We start from the raw sequence: 19194 nt of genomic DNA on the forward strand, positions 1-19194 counted from the left end.
TCCGTAGACCAAGCTGTACAGATTCAAACGAAGGTGCTAGCGTAGAGCAGCGTCAAATAGACAGCTCTTTCTACTACTTTTTTCTAAGGATGTTCCCATGAAGCGATTTACCCGCACCACCGCCGCCCTGGCCACCGTGGCCCTGTCCGCCACCGCGCTTGTAGCCTGCGGCAGCGATGATTCCTCCACCATCAAGCTCGGCTCTACTGATTCCACCCTGAAGCAGTTCGCCGCCTGGGAGGACGCAGCCAACGAGAACGACATCGACCTCGAGGTTGTGAACTTCAGCGATTTCAATACCCCGAATAAGGCGCTGGCCGAGGGCGAGATCGACGCCAATAGCTTCCAGCACCTGAAGTTCCTCGCCGAGCACAATGTGGGCTCCGGCGATGACCTCCTGCCGATCGGCTCCACCTATATCGTGCCGCTGGCACTGTACTGGAAGGACCACGATTCCCTCGACGGCATCGAGGGCCAGGAAATCGTGATCCCGAACGATCCCTCCAACCAGGGCCGCGCTATCAACGTGCTGGTGCAGGCGGATCTGATCACCCTGAAGAATGACGTGGATAACCCCACCCCGGCCGACATCGATAAGGATAAGTCCAAGGTTGAGGTGCAGCCGGTGGATGCCGCGCAGACCCCCACCGGTTGGGGCGAGGGCAAGCCGGCCATCATCAACAACTCCTTCCTGGATCGCGCCGGCATCGACCCGAAGTCCTCCATCTTCGCCGATGACCCCAACTCTGAGCTCGCCGAGCCCTATATCAACGTGGTGGTTGTGCGCGCCGAGGACAAGGACAATGAGCAGCTGAAAAAGCTCGCCGAGATCTGGCACACCCAGGCTGTGGTGGATGCCGATCAAGAGGACACCGCCGGCACCTCCGTCGCCGTGGATCGCCCCGCCGATGAGCTGCAGGAGATCCTGCACCGTCTCGAGGACGAGATCCGCAAGGGCTAATCCCCACACCACGGCCCCCTTTTTTCTAGGGGGCCTTTGTTTCCATTCACCTACGTTTTAAGGAACTTTTCGCTCGTGGCACAACAACCACACGCGGCCGCCGCCGGCTCCATCCCGTCCGGTACTACTGGCACCGCTATTGAATTCCGCAACGTGTCTAAGACCTTCTCCACGAAGCGCGGCACGGTGACCGCCCTGGATAACGTCAATCTCACCGTCGCCCCCGGGGAGATCCTCGGCGTGATCGGCTACTCCGGTGCGGGCAAGTCCACCTTGGTGCGCCAGATCAATGGCCTCGATGTGCCGAGCTCCGGCGAGATTCTGCTGGACGGCACCAATATCGTGGGCATGCCGGAGAAGAAGGTGCGCCAGCTGCGCCGCCACATCGGCATGATCTTCCAGCAGTTCAACCTGTTTTCCGCGCGCACCGCAGCCGGCAATATCGCCTACCCCCTCGAGCTGGCCGGCATCTCCAAGGCCGAGCGCACCAAGCGCGTCCAGGAGATGCTGGACTTCGTGGGCCTCTCCGATAAGGGCGGCTCCTATCCCGAGCAGCTGTCCGGCGGACAGAAGCAGCGCGTGGGCATCGCCCGCGCCCTGGCCACCAACCCCTCCTTGTTGCTGGCCGATGAGGCCACCTCGGCTCTCGACCCCGAGACCACCCAGGATGTGCTGGCCCTGCTGCGCAAGGTGAACAAGGAGTTCGGCATCACCATCGTGGTGATCACCCACGAAATGGATGTGGTGCGTTCGATCGCCGACAAGGTGGTGGTGATGGAAAACGGCCGCGTGGTGGAGCAGGGCTCGGTATTCGAGGTGTTCTCGGATCCGCAGACCGCCGTGGCTCGCCGCTTTGTGGCCACCACCCTGCGCAATGAGCCGGACAATGTGGAGTCGGATGATCTTCGCGGCAAACCGGGGCGACTATTTACCGTCAAGCTCACCGAGACCTCCGGCTTCTTCACTGCGGCCGGCCACGCCCGCGAGGCCGATGTGAGCGTCGATATTGTGCACGGCGGCGTGACCACCCTGCAGGGTAATTCCTTCGGCAAAGTCACCGTCCGTCTGAACGGCGATAATGCCGCCATCGACGAGTTCTACCGCTCCCTCACGCAGACCACCGAGATTCAGGAGATTTCTTAAATGGACACCACTTATCTCGCAGCTGACTGGGATCGGCTCGGCGATACCTTCATCGACTCCATCTTCGAGACCCTCTACATGGTGGGCATCACGATGGTGGCCGGCGGCTTCTTCGGGCTGGTGCTGGGCATTTTGCTCTACACCACGCGCCCGAGCGGCATCCTGCGCAACTCGTTTGTCTACGCCGTGCTCAACGTGTTGGTGAACTTCATCCGCCCGATCCCCTTCATCATCCTCATCGCCTTCATCGGCCCGCTGACCAAGGTGGCCATCGGCTCGACCATCGGTACCGGCGCCGCCACCTTCGTGATGTCAATCGCCGCGACCTTCGCCGTCGCCCGCATCGTGGAGCAGAACCTGGTGGCCATCGATCCCGGTGTGATCGAGGCGGCCCGCGCCATGGGGGCCTCGCCGTGGAAGATCATCACCACGATCATCGTTCCCGAGGCCCTCGGCCCGCTGGTGCTGGGCTATACCTTCATCTTTATCGCGGTGGTGGATATGTCCGCCATGGCCGGCTACATCGGCGGCGGCGGCCTGGGCGATTTCGCCATCGTCTACGGCTATCGTTCCTTCGATTGGACCGTCACCCTCGTGGCCACCGCGGTGATCATCATCATCGTCCAGCTCGCGCAGTTCTTCGGCAACTGGCTGTCGAAGAAGATCATGCGCCGCTAGTTCGGCTCATCGCAGCACGCTTATCGACGCAGCGTCCCCGTTTCATCGGGGGCGCTGCTGGCGTATGGGCACCCCACGGCGGGCTTGGGACTTTGAGCTACTCTGAATCTCAGCACAACCTCAAAGAACCAAGTACGGTCACCCAGCGAGAAAATCTGCTCGCAGTCGGACTACGCACCTAACCGCAACACCACCCAAAACGAAAGCAGACTTCGCCACAGTCGTGCTGTGTGGAGCTGGTTCTTAGTGCTAATCTGGTTGGCCTTACGGAGTCGAGCTTCGCGTGCACGGCACACTATCAAAACTGGCGTGCCACTATTCCATATCTCGTTCGAACTATGGCAGAGTAAGGATTGCTCATAGACCTGATTGTCTTGGCGTTGGCCGCCCTCCTACGACGACAAAAGAATCACCACCACATGCCTGAAACTCAACGCACAGAATTACACAAAACCATTTGGAGAATCGCCAACGACCTGCGCGGCAGCGTGGATGGCTGGGATTTCAAGGCTTACGTTTTGAGCATGTTGTTCTACCGTTTCATTTCGGAGAACCTGGCCGCCTACCTGGATGAGTGGGAACACACTGAGGGCGAGAACCCGGAGTTCAGCTACGCGGCACTCCCGGACGAGGAGGCAATCCTAGGCCGAGAGACCACGATCGAAGAAAAGGGCTTCTTCATCCTTCCCTCGGAGCTGTTTGAGAATGTCCGCGCCCGTGCCCGCTTCGATGAGAACCTCAATGAGACTCTGGCGCAGATTTTCCGCAACATTGAGGGCTCCGCGGTGGGCACGGACAGCGAGGGCGATCTGAAGGGCCTATTCGACGACGTTGATGTCAACAGCTCCAAGCTGGGCAACAGCGTTGCCAAGCGCAACGCCACCCTGTGCCGCCTGCTGGATGCAATCGGCGACCTTCCCCTAGGCAACCTGCAGGATAATGAGATTGATCTGTTCGGCGACGCCTACGAGTACCTGATGGGCATGTACGCCTCCTCCGCCGGCAAGTCCGGCGGCGAGTACTACACCCCGCAGGAGGTCTCTGAACTGCTGGCCCGCATCACGGTCATGGGCAAGACCAAGGTCAATCGCGTGTACGACCCAGCCTGTGGCTCGGGTTCACTGCTGCTGAAATTCCGCAAGATCCTCGGCCCGGAAGGCGTGCAGCAGGGCTACTTTGGCCAGGAGATCAACCTGACCACCTACAATCTGGCTAGGATCAACATGTTCCTGCACGACGTGGGCTTCGACCAGTTCGACATTGCCTTGGGCGACACCCTCACGGAGCCTTCCCCCCGGCACGAGGCGATGGAGCCTTTCGAGGCGATCGTCTCCAACCCTCCGTACTCGGTGAAGTGGCCGGGCAAGAACGACTCGGTTCTTATTGACGATGTCCGCTTCTCCCCCGCCGGTGTTCTCGCCCCGCCGTCCAAGGCGGATCTGGCCTTCACAATGCATATCCTCTCCTGGCTTGCCGAGAACGGCACCGCCGCGATCGTTGAGTTCCCGGGCGTGCTCTACCGCGGTGGCGCTGAGCAGAAAATTCGCAAGTACCTGGTGGACAACAACTATGTAGATGCCGTGATCCAACTTCCGCCGGACTTGTTCTTCGGCACGACGATCGCCACATGCATCATCGTGCTGAAGAAGAACAAGCGGGACAACAACGTTTTGTTCGTTGACGGCTCTAGCCTGTTTGTCCGCCGCGGCAACAAGAACACCTTGGGTGAGGAGCACCGCACAAAGATTCTCGATGCCCTCCAGGCTCGAGAGACGCAGGACTACTTCGCCCAACTGGTCCCCCAGGAGGAGATCCTGGCCAACGATTGCAACCTCACCGTTACCGCCTACGTCGAACCCGAGGACACCACCGAGGAGATCGACATCAAGCAGCTCAACCAGGAGATCAAAGAGATCGTCGCCCGCCAGCAAAAACTCCGCGACGAGGTCGACGCCATTATCGCCGACCTTGAAGGCGATGCCTAACCCATGAGCCACATCGACGATCTGATCCAGGGACTCTGCCCGAACGGGGTGCCCTACCTCCGAATCGGCGACGTTGCGCACGTAGGAACAGGAAGTAGCGACAGAAAAGACCAAGCCAGCGACGGAAAATATCCCTTTTTCGTCCGATCAGCACAGCCACTCCGCCACAACCAGTACGAGTTCGACGAGACCGCGATCATCATCCCGGGCGAAGGATCAATCGGTTCCATATTCCACTACATCGAGGGGAAGTATGCGCTCCACCAGCGAGCTTACAGGATCAGCTTTAAAGAAGACCAACAGGTCAAAATCTATCCCAAGTTTGCTTATTACTGGTTCCAAAAAAAATTTAAATCACACATATCTAGGCGTTGGGTGGCAGCTACTGTAACCTCAATCCGAAAGCCTATGATCGTAGAATTTAGGATACCTACTCCCCCTCTGGAAATCCAGCGTGTCATCGCCGATATTCTCGATAAGTTTGTTATACTGGAGAAAGAGCTGGAGAAAGAGCTGATTGCTCGCAGGACGCAACTAGACTTGTTTAGGGACATGCTTTTATCTCCGTGGTTTTGCTCGGAGCGGGCAACCACACAACTCGACAATATTGTCACCCTCAAAGCTGGAAAAAGCATCAAGTCGGCTCTGATTTCGAACGAATCCTCCGAGGAGTTCAAGACTCCATGTTACGGAGGAAATGGAATTAGAGGCTACGTGAGCCTCCAACCAACCTCAGAAAGCCTTCCCCTAATTGGCCGCCAGGGAGCGCTGTGCGGAGTAGTAAACTGGGCTGAGGGTCCATTCTACGCTACAGAGCACGCCGTTACAGTGACCCCAAAGAGGGATGTGGTTACCCGTTGGATCTACCACCTTCTCATCTCTATGAACCTCAACCAATACGCGACCAAGTCCGCCCAACCCGGCCTAGCCGTAAAGAATCTCAATCGTTTGCGAATTGATCTCCCGCCCCTTGAGAAACAGAAGAGGGATGCCACGGTTTTGGATGAATTAGACCGGCTTGTTAACGATACTTGCGCCGGAATCCCTGCCGAGATCGCCGCACGGCGCAAGCAGTACGAGTACTACCGGGATAAGTTACTGACGTTCAAAGAGCTGGAGGTTTAGGTCATGGCCGAGGTGACGGAGGGGTTCTCTCCGATTGCGGTGTCGGATGAGGCGACGGTGGTCTCGTTTTTTGAGTTCCCGGAAGATGGGGCTTCCTCCTATCAGTCGGAGTCGGCCCTAGAGGAGGAGTTCATCTCCATCCTGCAGGAGCAGGGGTATGAGTACGTGCAGTTGCACAGCGAGGATCAGCTGCTGGCGAATCTTCGTTCCCAGCTGTCACTGCTGAATTCCTATGCCTTCACGAACTCGGAGTGGGATCGATTCTTCACCACCTGCATTGCGCCGGCGAACGAGGGCATCACTGAGAAGACCCGGCGTATCCAGGAGGACCCGGTCCAGCTGCTCACCCGGGACGACGGGACGGTGAAGAATATCCGCCTGCTGGATACGCAGCACATCCACAACAACCGCCTGCAGGTGATTAACCAATATGCGGCCGAGGGGGCATCGGCAGGAGCGACCCAGCACACGCGCTACGACGTCACGGTGCTAGTCAACGGCCTTCCGCTGGTTCATATTGAGCTCAAGCGGCGGGGTGTCGACATCCGAGAGGCCTTCAACCAAATCAACCGCTACTGGCGCGACTCCTTCTGGTCCGGCACGGGGCTGTACCAGTACGTGCAGCTGTTTGTGATCTCCAACGGAACGTTGACCAAGTACTACTCCAATTCCACCCGCTCTAGGCGTATCAAGGAAAGCCAGGGCGGCAGGAGCGCTGCGCCGGCCAAGAATACCTCCAACTCCTTTGAGTTCACCTCCTGGTGGGCCGACGCGCAGAACCACCCCATCCGCGACCTGACATCCTTTGCGCGGACGTTTTTTAGCAAGCACTCGCTGCTGAACATTCTGACCAAGTACTGCGTGCTCACCGCCGACGGCACTTTGCTGGCCATGCGGCCCTACCAGATCGTGGCCACCGAGCGGATCCTCCAGCGAATTACTCGAGCGACCAATTACCATACCCTGGGCAGCGTTAAGGCCGGCGGATACATCTGGCACACCACCGGCTCCGGAAAGACGCTCACCTCCTTCAAGACCGCACAGCTGGCCTCCCGCATGGAGTCCGTGGACAAGGTCCTGTTTGTGGTGGACCGCAAGGACCTAGACTACCAAACCATGAAGGAGTACGACCGCTTCCAAAAAGGCGCTGCGAACTCCAACACCTCCACCGCAGTGCTGGCCAGGCAGCTAGCCGACCCCAAGGCCCGGATCATCATCACCACCATCCAGAAGCTCGCGCGGTTCATCGCCGCAAACCCAGGGCACCCCGTGTACTCCCAGCACGTGGTGATCATTTTTGACGAATGCCACCGCTCCCAATTCGGTGACATGCACAAGCAAATCACCAAGGCCTTCAAGCGCTACAACCTCTTTGGATTTACAGGCACCCCGATCTTCGCCCAAAACTGCCCCAGCAGCGGCACCGTGCGCACCACCGAGCATGCCTTTGGCACAAAGCTGCACACCTACACCATCGTGGACGCCATCACCGATAAGAACGTGCTGCCGTTCAAGATCGACTACATCAACACCGTGCAGCTGGGGGCGGTGCACGAGGGTGAGACGAGCGGTATCGATACGGAAAAGGCCCTGCTGGCGCCCGAACGCATAGCGAAAATCGTCGACTATACCCTGGACCACTACGCACAAAAGACCAAACGGAAAGAGAAGTACCGCTACTCGCAGGTCACCAACGTCGCCGACGTGGCCCGCGACCGCAAAGACGCCGTTGCGGAGGTGAAGGCCTCTAGGCGGATCGCCGGATTCAACTCCATCTTTGCCACAGCCTCCATCGAGGCGGCGCGGCGATACTACAACGCCTTCCGGGAGCAGCAAAAACAGCGCATTAAAGACGGGACTATGCGTCCCGACCAGCAGCTAAGAATAGCGATTATCTATTCCTACGCCGCCAACGAGGCCGAAACCGACGACTTCATGGACGAAGAGGGCTTTGATACCGGCAAGCTGGACACGCCCTCCCGAGACTTTCTGGAACAGGCCATCCAGGACTACAACGACCTGTTTGGCACCTCCTACGACACCAGCGCCGAGAGCTTCCAGAGCTACTACAAAGACCTGTCCATGCGGCTGAAAAACCGGCAGCTGGACATGGTCATTGTGGTAAACATGTTCCTCACCGGCTTTGACGCCACCACCCTAAACACCCTATGGGCGGACAAGAACCTGCGCTCCCATGGGCTGATTCAGGCTTACTCGCGGACCAATCGCATCCTGAACTCGGTGAAGACCTACGGCAACATCGTGTCCTTCCGCGATCTGGAGGAACAGACCAACGACGCGCTGGCTCTGTTTGGCAACAAGGACGCCCGCGGCGTAGTACTGATGAAGCCTTACTCCGAGTATTACCAACAGTACGCTGACAAAGCCTCGGAACTACTCGAAAAATTCCCGGTAAGCCAACCGATCGTCGGCGAAGCAGCTCGAAAAGAATTCATTGAACTTTTTGGCGCCATCCTACGGTTGCTCAACATTCTCACCTCTTTTGACGAGTTCGCTGGTAACGAGATCCTAGGAGAACGAGAACTTCAAGATTATCGCAGTATCTACCTTGACCTCTACGATACTTTTCGAGGAGCTAATGAGACTGAGAAGGAGGACATTACGGATGATGTCACCTTCGAGATTGAACTTGTCCGTCAAGTCGAGATTACTGTTGACTACATCTTGCTACTGGTCGAAAAATACATCAGTGAAAATGGAAAAGATAGCGTCAAGAACGTCCGTGCGGAGATTACCCGCGCTATAAATGCTAGCCCCACTTTAAGGAACCGGCGCGACCTTATCGAACAGTTCGTCAACTCTGTCACAGCTGACAGGGACGTCAGCTGTGATTGGGTGGATTTTATCACTCTTAAAGAGCAACAGGAATTTGAGGCGATAGTAACTGAAGAGAATCTCAACCGCGAACTCGCCAAAGATTTTATGGACACTGCCCGTCAAACAGGCATGGTCCCCCGGACGGGAACGGGTTTAGCCTCAATTCTCCAAATCAGGCGCTCGCGCTTCGCTAAACCAACCAATGGTGCAGAAACTCTTGATCAGAAGAAGAAACAAGTTAGAAGCCGCCTAGAGGCTCATCTAGAGAGATTCCAAGATCTCATTGCCCCTAACATCTTGACGCGGTCACGCTGATCGTCATTGACCCAACTGGCAGCATACGCCCCGCTTCCCTACCGCGTCGCCTCCTCCAGCAGGTACAGCACGTGCTCGTAGCTTCGCCCGGTGATTTGTTCCATGCCCAGCTCGCAGGTGCGGTTGGAGGACACATAGGCGTCCACGCGCCCGTTGGCTTCGGCCTCGGCCAGCCCGGCGCGCTCGTCGCGGGTGGCGGCGTCGAGAAGCTCGGGGTGGAGCATGCCGCGGTCGCCCGCGGTGCCGCAGCAGCCGGCGCCGCGGGGCACAAAGGCCTCGTCGGCGGCGAAACTGGCGACGCGCACGAGGGTGTCGCTGAGTTCCATGTGGGCCAGCGAGCAGTTCGGGTGCACGGCCACCCGCCCGAGGCGGCGGGTGGGTTCAAGGTGCTCGATCAGTCGGGCGGCCCATTGGGTGGCGTCGAGGATCTCGATCTGGGCGAAGTTCTCGGCGAGCTCGCCCTCGAGGCACTCGGGGATACCGGAGAGGATGCCGTGGGTGCAGCTGGAGGCGTCCACGATCACGGGGATGGCGCCGTGGCGGGACCACTGCCATAGTTTCTCGGCGGTGTGGCGCGCCATATAGGTTTTGGCGTCGTGAAAGCCCTTGGAGCTAAATGGCGTGGTGCAGCAGGTGCCGGCCACATCTTGGGGGATCGCCACCTTCTGCCCGGCACGCTGGGAGAGCGCGAGCAGGGTTTCGGGGAGGGAGTGGCCTTTCCCGGAGCGGCCGAACATGCGGTTCACGCAGGCGGGGAAGTACACGGCATCCGCTACGGCCGGATCCTCCCCTGCAGGCAGAGTGGCGGCCCCGCTGGGTAGGCCGTGTTCGGCGGAGGGCACGAGGTCATTGTCCATGAAGGAGCGCAGCAGTCCGGTGGCGATGGACACGGAGCGGGCGCCGAGTTTCTCCCCCACCACTTTCTTGAGTGCGTCCTGTGCACTCAGGCCGCTGCGGGCGGCGGTCTCCACGGCCGCCCAGTTCTTGGCCAAGATGAGTGCCACGCGGTTGGCGATCTGGCCGTTTTCCAGCTCGCGGAAGAGTTTCATCATCTTGCCGGTGTCGATGCGCAGCGGGCAGGCGATGGCGCAGCTGGAGTCCGCGGCGCACATGTCGATGGCGTCGTAGCCATATTCGTCGATGAGCGCCCCGAGCATCTGGGAGCCGGCGGGCTGCCGGGCCATCTCGCGGCGCAGCACGATCCGCTGGCGCGGGGTGGTGGTGACGTGCCGGGAGGGGCAGACTTCCTCGCAGAAGCCGCATTCGATGCAGGCATTGGCGATCGCCTCGATGGCGGGGGTGGACTTGAAGTCTTGGAGGTGCACCTCGGCGTTGCTGGTGAGCTGCACATCGGGGGCGAGGATGCCGGTGGGGTCGATCAGTCGCTTCACCCGCCACATCAGGTCGAAGGCTTGGGGCCCCCATTCGCGTTCCACCAGCGGGGCCATGTTCAGCCCGGTGCCGTGCTCGGCTTTGAGGGAGCCATCGTATTTATTGAGCACCAGCTCCGTCATCTCTTCGATGAACTGGTCATAGCGGCGCACTTCGTCTGAGGAACCGAAGGAGGGCGTCATGAAAAAGTGCAGGTTACCGAAGGCGGCATGCCCCATCACCGAGGGCGGATAGTCGTATTCGCGCAGCAGCTCCATGAGGTCTTTGGCGGCCTCGCCGATGCGTGCCGGCGGGAAGCACACGTCCTCGGTGATCAGCGAGGAGTTTTGCGGGCGCTGGTGCCCGAGCAGCGGCATCAGCCCGGAGCGAATCTCCCAGGCATTGGCCTGGTCGATGGCGTCCTCCATGAAGTGCAGCGGGGAGAGCAGCTCCGCATCGGCCAGCACGGCCCGTGCCGCAGCCACGGCCGCGTCGCGTTCGTCCTCCGTGGTTCCTCCCACCTCGAGGAGCAGCGCCGAAGCGTCGTCGTCAAGCGATGCCCACTCATCGTGGGCCCCCTTAAAGGAGCCGACCGAGCCCTTCAATACCGGGGAGACGAGCAGCTCACAGGCCAGGGCGCCGGCCTCCATGAGGCGGTGCACATAGTCCGCGGCGAGCTCCAGGCTGGGCAGGGTCACCCAGGTCACGGCGGTATAGCGCGGCTTGGGCAGGGTGGCGATATCGGCTTCCGCGATGAAGCCGAGAATCCCCTCGGAGCCGATCATCAGCTTGGTGAGGATGCCGCTGGCGGTATCGGCATCGAGGAAGGCATCCAGGCGCAGACCAATGGTGTTGCGGATGGAGAACTTCGTGCGCAGCCGCGCCACCAGTGCTTCGTCGGCGCGGATCTCATCCCGCAGCTCGATGAGCCCTTGGGCAAGCTCCGGCTCCCGCTGCCACAGTGTCTCCTCCGCATCGGGCAGGCGGGTATCGATGATGGTGCCGCTCGGCAACACGATCTTCAGCCCCTGCACGCTGTGATAGGAGTCTTTTTCTAGGCTGCAGCGCATGCCGCCGGCATTATTCGCCAGCACGCCGCCGATCGTCGCTACGCTTGCCGACGCCGGGTCCGGGCCCAGCACCCGCCCGTAGCGGGCAAGCACATTCTGCACTCCGCCGAGGGCCTCGCCGGGGCGCACCGTCACGGATTCGGGGTGCACCACCAGCCCGCGGAAGTTCTCCCGCACATCCAGCAGGATGTCATCGGATTGGGCCTGGCCATTGAGCGAGGACCCGCCGGAGCGGAAGGTCACGGTGCGGTGATTCTGCTGCGCATAGGCAAAAATATCCGCAATCTCCTGCTCCGTGCTGGGGCTGGCCACGATCTGCGGGAAGCGCCGATAGGGGCTGGCATCGGTGGCATAGCGCACCAAATCGAGGGCGCGGGCATGCACATTGCGCGTCCCGAGCAGAGCTTCGAGGTCCTCCCGCAGCTGCCGCGGGCTGCCCTCGGCGAGCTCTTCGGGAAAATGATCCGGGTACTCGGCCCCCTCCGGCTGGGGCGGTACTCCGATGCTGGCTGACTTTTTCTGAAAGAGTGCGGGCATAGACACCAGCCTATGCTGGCATCCCATCACCCGTGACTTTTTCCTAGCTTTCCGCCACGACGCGCCGCACGCGCCCCACCCACTTGTGGGCCTTTTTCGCCGGTTTCCCACAGGATGGGATCATCTCCCCTGCCGGTCGGCGCTCTAAGAACACGTGATAGCTGGAGCCATCGGGCAGGCTGACTTCCCGCACCGTTTTCTCCGGGTTCTTTTCCCCGCCCAAGTCCACCTCCTCCACATAGAGCGAGCCGATCTCGGGGCTGCCATAGCTGCGCGCCACGAGGATCTCGGCCACCTGCCCGGCGGCGTCGAAACAGCCCCGACCGCGCAGCTGCGGCAGGTAGAGCTCCCCGCGCTGCACCGCCTCCAGCATGGCGAGGGCACGCTCGGTGTCCATATAGGCATAGGAATAGCCCCAAGGCATGAGCATGAGGGTGGCGGCGAAGCGGTGCCCCTTCATGTGCGAGGTTTCCCATACCCATTCCTCCTCGGAGCGCGCCGCTAATTCTGCGGCGAGGGGCCGGCCCTTAATCGCGCAGCACTTATCGCGCTTGCCGTGGGTGCACACCAGCACCAGCGGGTGCGTCACTTTCTGCCCACCATTGGCCAGCGGCCTATCGAGGTTGAGCTTTAAAAGGTCCTGCGGGCAGCTGACCTCCAGCCGCTCCACCACGGGCTGCTGCAGCCCATTGCCGGTGAAAATGATGAACACGCGGTAGCGCTCGCGCGGCTTCGGCCTGCCCGCGGGGCGAATGAGCTGAAAGGAGGCGTTATGCACCCCGAAGAAGTAGCTGAGCTTGCCACTGAGCTCCCCGCCAAAGGAACCGCCATCGAGCACATCGCGGCTCCAGCCCTGGTGGTGTTCGAAAAGCACAAACTTCTGCCCCGCTTTGGCCGTGCCCTCGATGGGCTCCTCCTTCAGCTCTGAGCAGGCCATCTGCTCCGGCTCGCAGGACAAACGGCCATCGGTGGGAATCTCGGGGGCGGCAGTCTCAGTCATGGACACCAGCTTAGTGGGGCATATCCTCGTATCGCCTACCACGCGGCGCCTGCACGCTTATCGACGCCACCCTCCAGCCCCCATCCGCTGCGCCCCAGCACAAGGCGGCCACACACCTGCAGCAAATTAGTAGGATTAAAATATGAATGACATCGCTTCTACCCGTGTACTGTCCCGCCCCTATGCCCGCGCCCTGACGTGCGTGGCGCTGGCTACCTCGCTCACGGTGGCTGGCTGCTCCCCCGGCGAGGCGGAGGATCCCGTAGAGACCAGCGTCTCGGTGAGCACCACCGCAGAGACCTCCACCACTCGTTCCACGGAGACCGTCACCTCCTCCACTACCCTGCCGGCCGAGTATGACTCGGAGGATCGGGAGCCGGTGAACGAGGATCCGGGCATTACCCCGCTCGGCGAGCTCAGCACCGCCGAAAATACCTCCAGCGAGGAATGGGGCGGGGGCACCGGCAAGGTGCTCCCCACCGCGGTGCGCGTGGGCCGCCACAAGAACTTCGACCGCGTTGTTATTGATCTCGACGTGGAAAAGGGCAGCACCCCGGGCTGGCGCGCCGTCTATGAGGCACAGCCGCTGCAGCAGGCCAGCGGGCGCCCCCTCGAGGTCGCCGGCGATACCTATCTCCAGGTGGATCTCACCGGCACCGCCTATCCGATGGAGTTCGGCAAGGACTTCCCGCCGCTGGAATGGAGCAACACCTCCGGCAAGGGCATCGTGCAAGAGGTGCTGGACGCCGGCACCTTCGAGGCCCGCACCCAATTCGTGATCGGCCTCAGCGGCGGCCAACGCCCCTTCTCTGTCACGGTGCTGGAAAACCCGGCGCGGGTAGTGATCGATATCGCCCACTCGGCCTAAACATAGCTGGCCTCAATCCGCCACGAGCCGCGCACCCACACCAGCACCCAGCCATAGACGCGGCGGGGATCCGTGGCCGTGAGCTGGAGCCGGGCGTGCGCGGGGTGGATTCCGACACCGGATGCGGGCGCGGCCGACCACCACTGCTCGTCCACCGGCCAGGGCCCAGCCCAGCCGCTCACGCGCAGCCGCCGCGAGCCCCACACCACCGTCTGCGGTGTGGCGCTCAGCAGCAGATCCTCTGCGAGGGCCACTGGCTCCCCGGCGGCATCATACAGCCCGATCTTGCTGGCCGGATGATTCCATCCGGGGCTGCGCCGGGCGGGCAGTGGCGCGGCCAGCCGCCCCGGCCAGCTGCCCGTATCGGCTGCCGGAACGCGCTCCCCATTGCTCACATAGCCGATGCGCTCTACTACCCCGCGCCCACCATGATCGAAGGGGCGCAGCACCGTATCGCTGCCATAGCGTGACTGCACGCGGGTGATGACTTTCTCGGCGCGCTCGGCCCGTTGTGCCGTATCGCCAAGCGCCTCCCATAGCCCGGTATCCGTCCCTGGTTGTTCCGTCTCTAGGGGGATGAGTTCGAGCTCCACGATGCCGCCGGTGAGATCGTCCTCCTCGCCCTGGGTGTGCTGCTGCCGGTGGGTGATCCATCCGCCTAGCTGCCAGCGCACCCTGTCGGCGGTGGCCGCCTCATCCAAGGGGGCGAAGGTGCGCCATACCCTTTCCAGCGTGCACTGGCTGGCGCCATCATCCACGGTGGCGCGAATCGCCAGCTGCACACATACCCGGCCCGCGGCGGCGAGGCGCTCATGCAGCCGCGCCGCGAGGGAGCGGGCAATAAAGGCCGCCTGGTCCACCCGCAGCAGAGGCTCCTCGGGGGCATACACCACGGCCTCTCCCCGCGTATTCTCCGCTGCGGGCGCTAAGCGCCGCGAGCTATCGGCCGCACAGATCGCATAGAGCCGCATCCCGGCGCGAGAGAATCGCGTGGCCACCGCCGCGCGCGGCAGCTGCAGCATCTCGCCGCAGCGACGCACACCCATCTCCGCCAGCTGGCCCACTAGCTCCTCCCCCACTCCCAGGCTGGGTTCGGCGCCGATGGCACGCAGCCCCACCTGCTCGAGGAATGCGCGACTGCCGCCTGCGGGCACCACCGCACCGAGGCGGCTACTGCGGGCGGCGATAATCGCCGTCGCCAGCTCATCGGCCACCCCCATGCGCAGATCGACGCCCTCTTCTGCGGCGGCCGTCATCGCCAGATCCATCGCGCGATCCTCCGTGCCGTAGTAGCGGGCCAGACTATCTGCGGCTACCAGCACCAGCCCGGGGCGCAGCACCTCCACGGTGGCCGCCACCTGGGAGAGCGATTCCACGATCACCGCGAAGGCCTCCCCATCCGCGGTGTCGTCTCGCGCCGCGGTGACTGCCTCGGGGCAGATCATCTGGGCGGCGCGCAGCCGCATGCCTCGTGCCACCCCACGGCGACGCCCCGCCTGGTTGACCACCCATACCCGCTGCTCGTGGTGCACGATCACGGGCACATCCGGCCCGCTATCCGTGACGCGAGAGACCACCTGCGCCGGCCAGTCGGGATACCACAGTGCCAGCACCCGCACTCTAGATCACCTGCAACTGCACTATCTCTGGCTCGCCGGCGGCCGCGGCGGATTCCGCGGCAGGCGCCGCACCGCGCAGCTCATAATGCACCGTGCGGGCCGGCAGGCCCCGCTGCTGTACCTGCACCGCAATATCCACTCCGGTAATGCGCCCGCGGCCTGTCATGTCCATGCCATGAAAACGCTGCGGGGTAGCGCCCAGCCGCAGCTCCGCATTCGCCACCAGCTGTGGGCCGCCGACCAGCATCACGGCGCAGTCTCCGCGGCGCAGCTTCGCCCGCAGCGCCCGCTCAGCGGCCGCCCCCACGTGGCGCAGTGCGGGAAGATAGGCCACCACCACGTCCATGCCCTCGGCAAGCACGGCGGCGATCTGCACGGTGTCCTCACCCGCGCCACGGACAACGATGATATTTTCTAATAGCCCTCCTTCTTCGAGTACCTCGGCGAGCAGCAGATCCTCCCAGCCAACGAACGCCACCCGCTGCCCTTGGGCGCTGACATAGGCCACCAAGGACACCACCAGCGCTGGACAATCACTGGCGAGGGTAATCCCCCGGCGCGGCAGGCCGCCGCCAGCTATAGCCGCCGCCAGCACCTGTGGCAGGCGCACACTACCTGCTGTTTCTCGCTCTGCGGTGGTTGTTATCTCGGCGGGGCGCGCGACCCCTCCGCCCTCAATACTCACCAGCTGGGCGCGCAGGGCGGCCACCTTCTGTTCGCGGCTGAGCACACTCAGATCGGCGCGCTGCTCACTGCAGGAATCCACGGTATCCACCCCTCATGCGCGTCGCCACAACCCTCGCCGACACTCTCGCGTATCGAACACCCGTTCTTACTAGTGCTAGTAAACACCGCGCTTGAGTCCACGTCAACCATGCTGCTATCACCCCCTGCTCCCCTGCTGTCCGGGGCGCTCGATAACCTAGGGGTATGCCGTCGATAAGCGAAGTGCGTTCCCTTCCCAACCCGATACCCACGCCTGCACCGGTGCGCCTGGGCACCTCTGTGCTCTTTGCTCTGGGCGTGGCTGTGCTGACCACCTCCCTGCCGCGCGGGATACAGGTGGCGATCATGGTGGCGTGCATCGCGCTCGGCATCATGCTGATTTATACCCACCCCTATCGGCAGCGCATCCGCGAGTATCTCGAGGCGCGCGGCTTTGAGTACCGCCCCCGCGCCAGCATGCTCATGCCGCTCTTTCCGGTGTGGCTGGCGCTCATGCTCGCCCCCGTGCTCGCCCCAGCCGCCCTCTGGGCCACGGCTCTACTCGCCCTCGCCGTCTGGGGCTGGATGTGGCTGGTATTTCCGCATGTGGATGGCACGCGGATGCTCGCCTATGTGGATCGGGCGGATACCGCCTAGGTTTCCTACGCGAGCGCCCCGATAAAGCCGAACAGCCCCACCCCGTGCGGGATGAGACTGTCGGACGAGACGGCGCGAGGCGCGCAGGGGCTAGAGCATGCAGCTCACGCAACCCTGCACTTCGGTGCCGGTGAGCGCGGTTTGGCGCAGCCGGATGTAGTAGACCGTCTTAATGCCCTTGCGCCACGCGTAGATCTGGGCGCGGTTGATATCGCGGGTGGTGGCGGTGTCCTTGAAGAACAGCGTGAGCGAGAGGCCCTGGTCCACGTACTTGGTGGCCACCGCGTAGGTATCGATAATCTTCTCGAAACCAACCTCGTAGGCGTCCTGGTAGTAGTCCAGGTTCTCATTGGTCATATACGGCGCCGGATAGTAGACGCGACCAATCTTGCCTTCCTTGCGGATCTCCACCTTGGAGGCGATCGGGTGGATCGAGGAGGTGGAGTTGTTGATATACGAGATCGAGCCCGTCGGCGGCACCGCCTGCAGATAGCGGTTAAACATGCCGTAAGTGGCCACCGATTCCTTCAGCTCCGCCCACTCTTCTGCGGTGGGGGTGTGAATGGTGGAGTTGGCGAAGATCTCCTTCACCCGCTCGGTGCGGGGCGCGAACTCGGCCGGATCATAGCGGTCGAAGAACTCGCCGGTGGCATAGTCGGAGGTTTCGAACTTGGTGAAGTGCTCGCCACGCTCCTTCGCGATCTGGTTGGAGGCCTTGATGCACTCATACATCACCGCGGCGAAGTAGGCGTTGGTGAAGTCCAGGGCCTCCTCGGAGCCATAGTGGATGTGCTCGCGGCCCAAAAAGCCGTGCAGGTTCATCTGGCCGAGGCCGATAGCGTGGGCGTTGTCATTGCCCTTGCGGATCGACGGCACCGAGTCGATCGCGGTCTGCTCGGACACCGCCGTCAGCCCGCGGATAGCGGCCTCGATGGTGGCCGAGAAGTCCGGAGAGTCCATGGTCTTGGCGATGTTCAACGAGCCCAAGTTGCAGGAAATATCCTCGCCGACGTGGGAATAGGACAGATCATCGTTGAACTCCGAGGCGGTGGAGATCTGCAGGATCTCAGAGCACAGGTTCGAGTGGGTGATGCGGCCCTCGATGGGGTTGGCCTCATTCACCGTGTCCTCGAACATGATGTAGGGGTAGCCGGACTCAAACTGGATCTCGGCGAGCGTCTGGAAGAAATGGCGCGCGTTGATCTTGGTCTTGCGGATCCGGGGATCCTCCACCATCTCTGCGTAGTGCTCGCTGATGGGCACATCGGCGAAGGGCTTGCCATAGACCCGCTCCACGTCATAGGGCGAGAAGAGATACATGTCATCGTTCTTCTTCGCCAGCTCGAAGGTGATATCGGGAATCACCACACCGAGCGAGAGGGTTTTAATGCGGATCTTCTCATCCGCGTTCTCTCGCTTGGTGTCCAAAAAGCGCATGATGTCCGGGTGGTGGGCGTGCAGGTACACGGCGCCGGCACCCTGCCGGGCACCCAGCTGGTTGGCATAGGAGAAGGAATCCTCCAGCAGCTTCATCACCGGCACCACGCCGGAGGACTGGTTTTCGATCTTCTTAATCGGTGCGCCCTGCTCGCGCAGGTTCGACAGCAGCAACGCCACGCCGCCACCGCGCTTGGAGAGCTGCAGTGCGGAGTTGATGGCGCGACCGATCGATTCCATATTGTCTTCGATGCGCAGCAGGAAGCAGGACACCGGCTCGCCGCGCTGGGCCTTACCGGAGTTGAGGAAGGTCGGGGTGGCGGGCTGGAAGCGGCCACCCATGATCTCATCCACCAGCATCTCGGCGAGGCGCTCATCGCCATCGGCGAGCGTCAGCGCCACCATGCACACGCGGTCCTCGAAGCGCTCGAGATAGCGCCGTCCATCGAAGGTGGTGAGGGTGTAGCTGGTGTAGTACTTATAGGCGCCGAGGAAGGTCTCGAAGCGGAAGCGCTTCGCATAGGCCCGCTTGAATAGGGACTTCACAAAGGGGAAGTCCCACTTTTCCAGCACATGCTTCTCGTAGTAGTCATTGTCCAGCAGATAATCCAGCTTCTCCCGGAGGTTGTGGAAAAAGACGGTGTTCTGGTTGACGTGCTGCAGGAAGAACTGGTTAGCCGCCTCACGATCCTTATCGAATTGAATCTTGCCTTCATCGTCGTACAGATTCAGCATCGCGTTGAGCGCGTGATAATCCAGCTGATCTGCCTTGCGCACCGGTTCGGCGACGTTCTTTCCCATCTCGGCCACAGTCGATCGTTTCCTTTACATCTCGAAATTTCGGTTGTGCGCCCTAAGCGGCGCCAACCTGTGGTTGCTGTTCTT

At 61.6% G+C, this 19194-nt stretch carries 13 protein-coding genes; 8 read left to right on the top strand and 5 right to left on the bottom strand.

Annotated features, from left to right (window positions below; all coding sequences use genetic code 11):
• Positions 1-97 precede the first annotated feature (97 nt).
• From KR227_RS10505 to KR227_RS10530, 6 genes are all read left to right on the top strand, one after another.
• A complete protein-coding gene (locus KR227_RS10505) occupies positions 98-961 on the top strand; it encodes a MetQ/NlpA family ABC transporter substrate-binding protein (RefSeq protein WP_218365276.1) in 864 nt (287 codons plus the stop codon).
• Between the two features lie 75 nt (positions 962-1036).
• The gene (locus tag KR227_RS10510) at positions 1037-2104 is read left to right on the top strand and encodes a methionine ABC transporter ATP-binding protein (protein ID WP_192796399.1); all 1068 of its coding nucleotides are present in this window, start codon (positions 1037-1039) and stop codon (positions 2102-2104) included.
• Complete coding sequence (locus KR227_RS10515) at positions 2105-2782, top strand: methionine ABC transporter permease (protein ID WP_218365277.1); 678 nt, start codon at positions 2105-2107, stop codon at positions 2780-2782. It begins immediately after the preceding gene.
• Between the two features lie 419 nt (positions 2783-3201).
• The gene (locus KR227_RS10520) at positions 3202-4767 is read left to right on the top strand and encodes a type I restriction-modification system subunit M (protein ID WP_218365278.1); all 1566 of its coding nucleotides are present in this window, start codon (positions 3202-3204) and stop codon (positions 4765-4767) included.
• 3 nt (positions 4768-4770) lie between these two features.
• Complete coding sequence (locus KR227_RS10525) at positions 4771-5892, top strand: restriction endonuclease subunit S (protein WP_218365279.1); 1122 nt, start codon at positions 4771-4773, stop codon at positions 5890-5892.
• Between the two features lie 3 nt (positions 5893-5895).
• The gene (locus KR227_RS10530) at positions 5896-9045 is read left to right on the top strand and encodes a type I restriction endonuclease subunit R (protein WP_218365280.1); all 3150 of its coding nucleotides are present in this window, start codon (positions 5896-5898) and stop codon (positions 9043-9045) included.
• A gap of 38 nt (positions 9046-9083) precedes the next feature.
• On the opposite strand, the gene KR227_RS10535 is transcribed toward KR227_RS10530, so the two are convergent.
• Both KR227_RS10535 and KR227_RS10540 read right to left on the bottom strand, forming a co-directional pair.
• Positions 9084-12023, bottom strand: a complete 2940-nt coding sequence (locus tag KR227_RS10535; protein ID WP_218365281.1) for an FAD-binding and (Fe-S)-binding domain-containing protein — start codon at positions 12021-12023, stop codon at positions 9084-9086.
• 43 nt (positions 12024-12066) lie between these two features.
• Positions 12067-13023 (bottom strand): sucrase ferredoxin, encoded by a 957-nt coding sequence (locus KR227_RS10540; RefSeq protein ID WP_218365282.1) that lies wholly within the window; start codon positions 13021-13023, stop codon positions 12067-12069.
• 142 nt (positions 13024-13165) lie between these two features.
• Here KR227_RS10540 and KR227_RS10545 point away from each other — a divergent pair, with 142 nt between their 5' ends.
• Positions 13166-13891 (top strand): hypothetical protein, encoded by a 726-nt coding sequence (locus KR227_RS10545; protein ID WP_218365283.1) that lies wholly within the window; start codon positions 13166-13168, stop codon positions 13889-13891.
• On the opposite strand, the gene KR227_RS10550 is transcribed toward KR227_RS10545, so the two are convergent.
• Together KR227_RS10550 and KR227_RS10555 are read right to left on the bottom strand one after the other, a co-directional pair.
• Complete coding sequence (locus tag KR227_RS10550) at positions 13888-15504, bottom strand: DNA polymerase Y family protein (protein ID WP_370625231.1); 1617 nt, start codon at positions 15502-15504, stop codon at positions 13888-13890. The genes KR227_RS10545 and KR227_RS10550 overlap by 4 nt on opposite strands.
• 7 nt (positions 15505-15511) lie before the next feature.
• The gene (locus tag KR227_RS10555; protein WP_218365285.1) at positions 15512-16276 is read right to left on the bottom strand and encodes a hypothetical protein; all 765 of its coding nucleotides are present in this window, start codon (positions 16274-16276) and stop codon (positions 15512-15514) included.
• A 164-nt stretch (positions 16277-16440) separates the two neighbouring features.
• Between KR227_RS10555 and KR227_RS10560 the strand changes: the two genes are divergently transcribed.
• Positions 16441-16872: a hypothetical protein gene (locus KR227_RS10560; RefSeq protein ID WP_218365286.1), complete on the top strand. Its 432-nt coding sequence runs from the start codon at positions 16441-16443 to the stop codon at positions 16870-16872.
• 90 nt (positions 16873-16962) lie between these two features.
• Here the strand turns inward: KR227_RS10560 and nrdE are convergent, their stop codons facing one another.
• A complete protein-coding gene (gene nrdE, locus KR227_RS10565) occupies positions 16963-19110 on the bottom strand; it encodes a class 1b ribonucleoside-diphosphate reductase subunit alpha (protein ID WP_218365312.1) in 2148 nt (715 codons plus the stop codon).
• Positions 19111-19194 lie beyond the last annotated feature (84 nt).

Source organism: Corynebacterium sp. TAE3-ERU30, from assembly GCF_019209925.1.
Taxonomy (GTDB): domain Bacteria; phylum Actinomycetota; class Actinomycetes; order Mycobacteriales; family Mycobacteriaceae; genus Corynebacterium; species Corynebacterium megadyptis.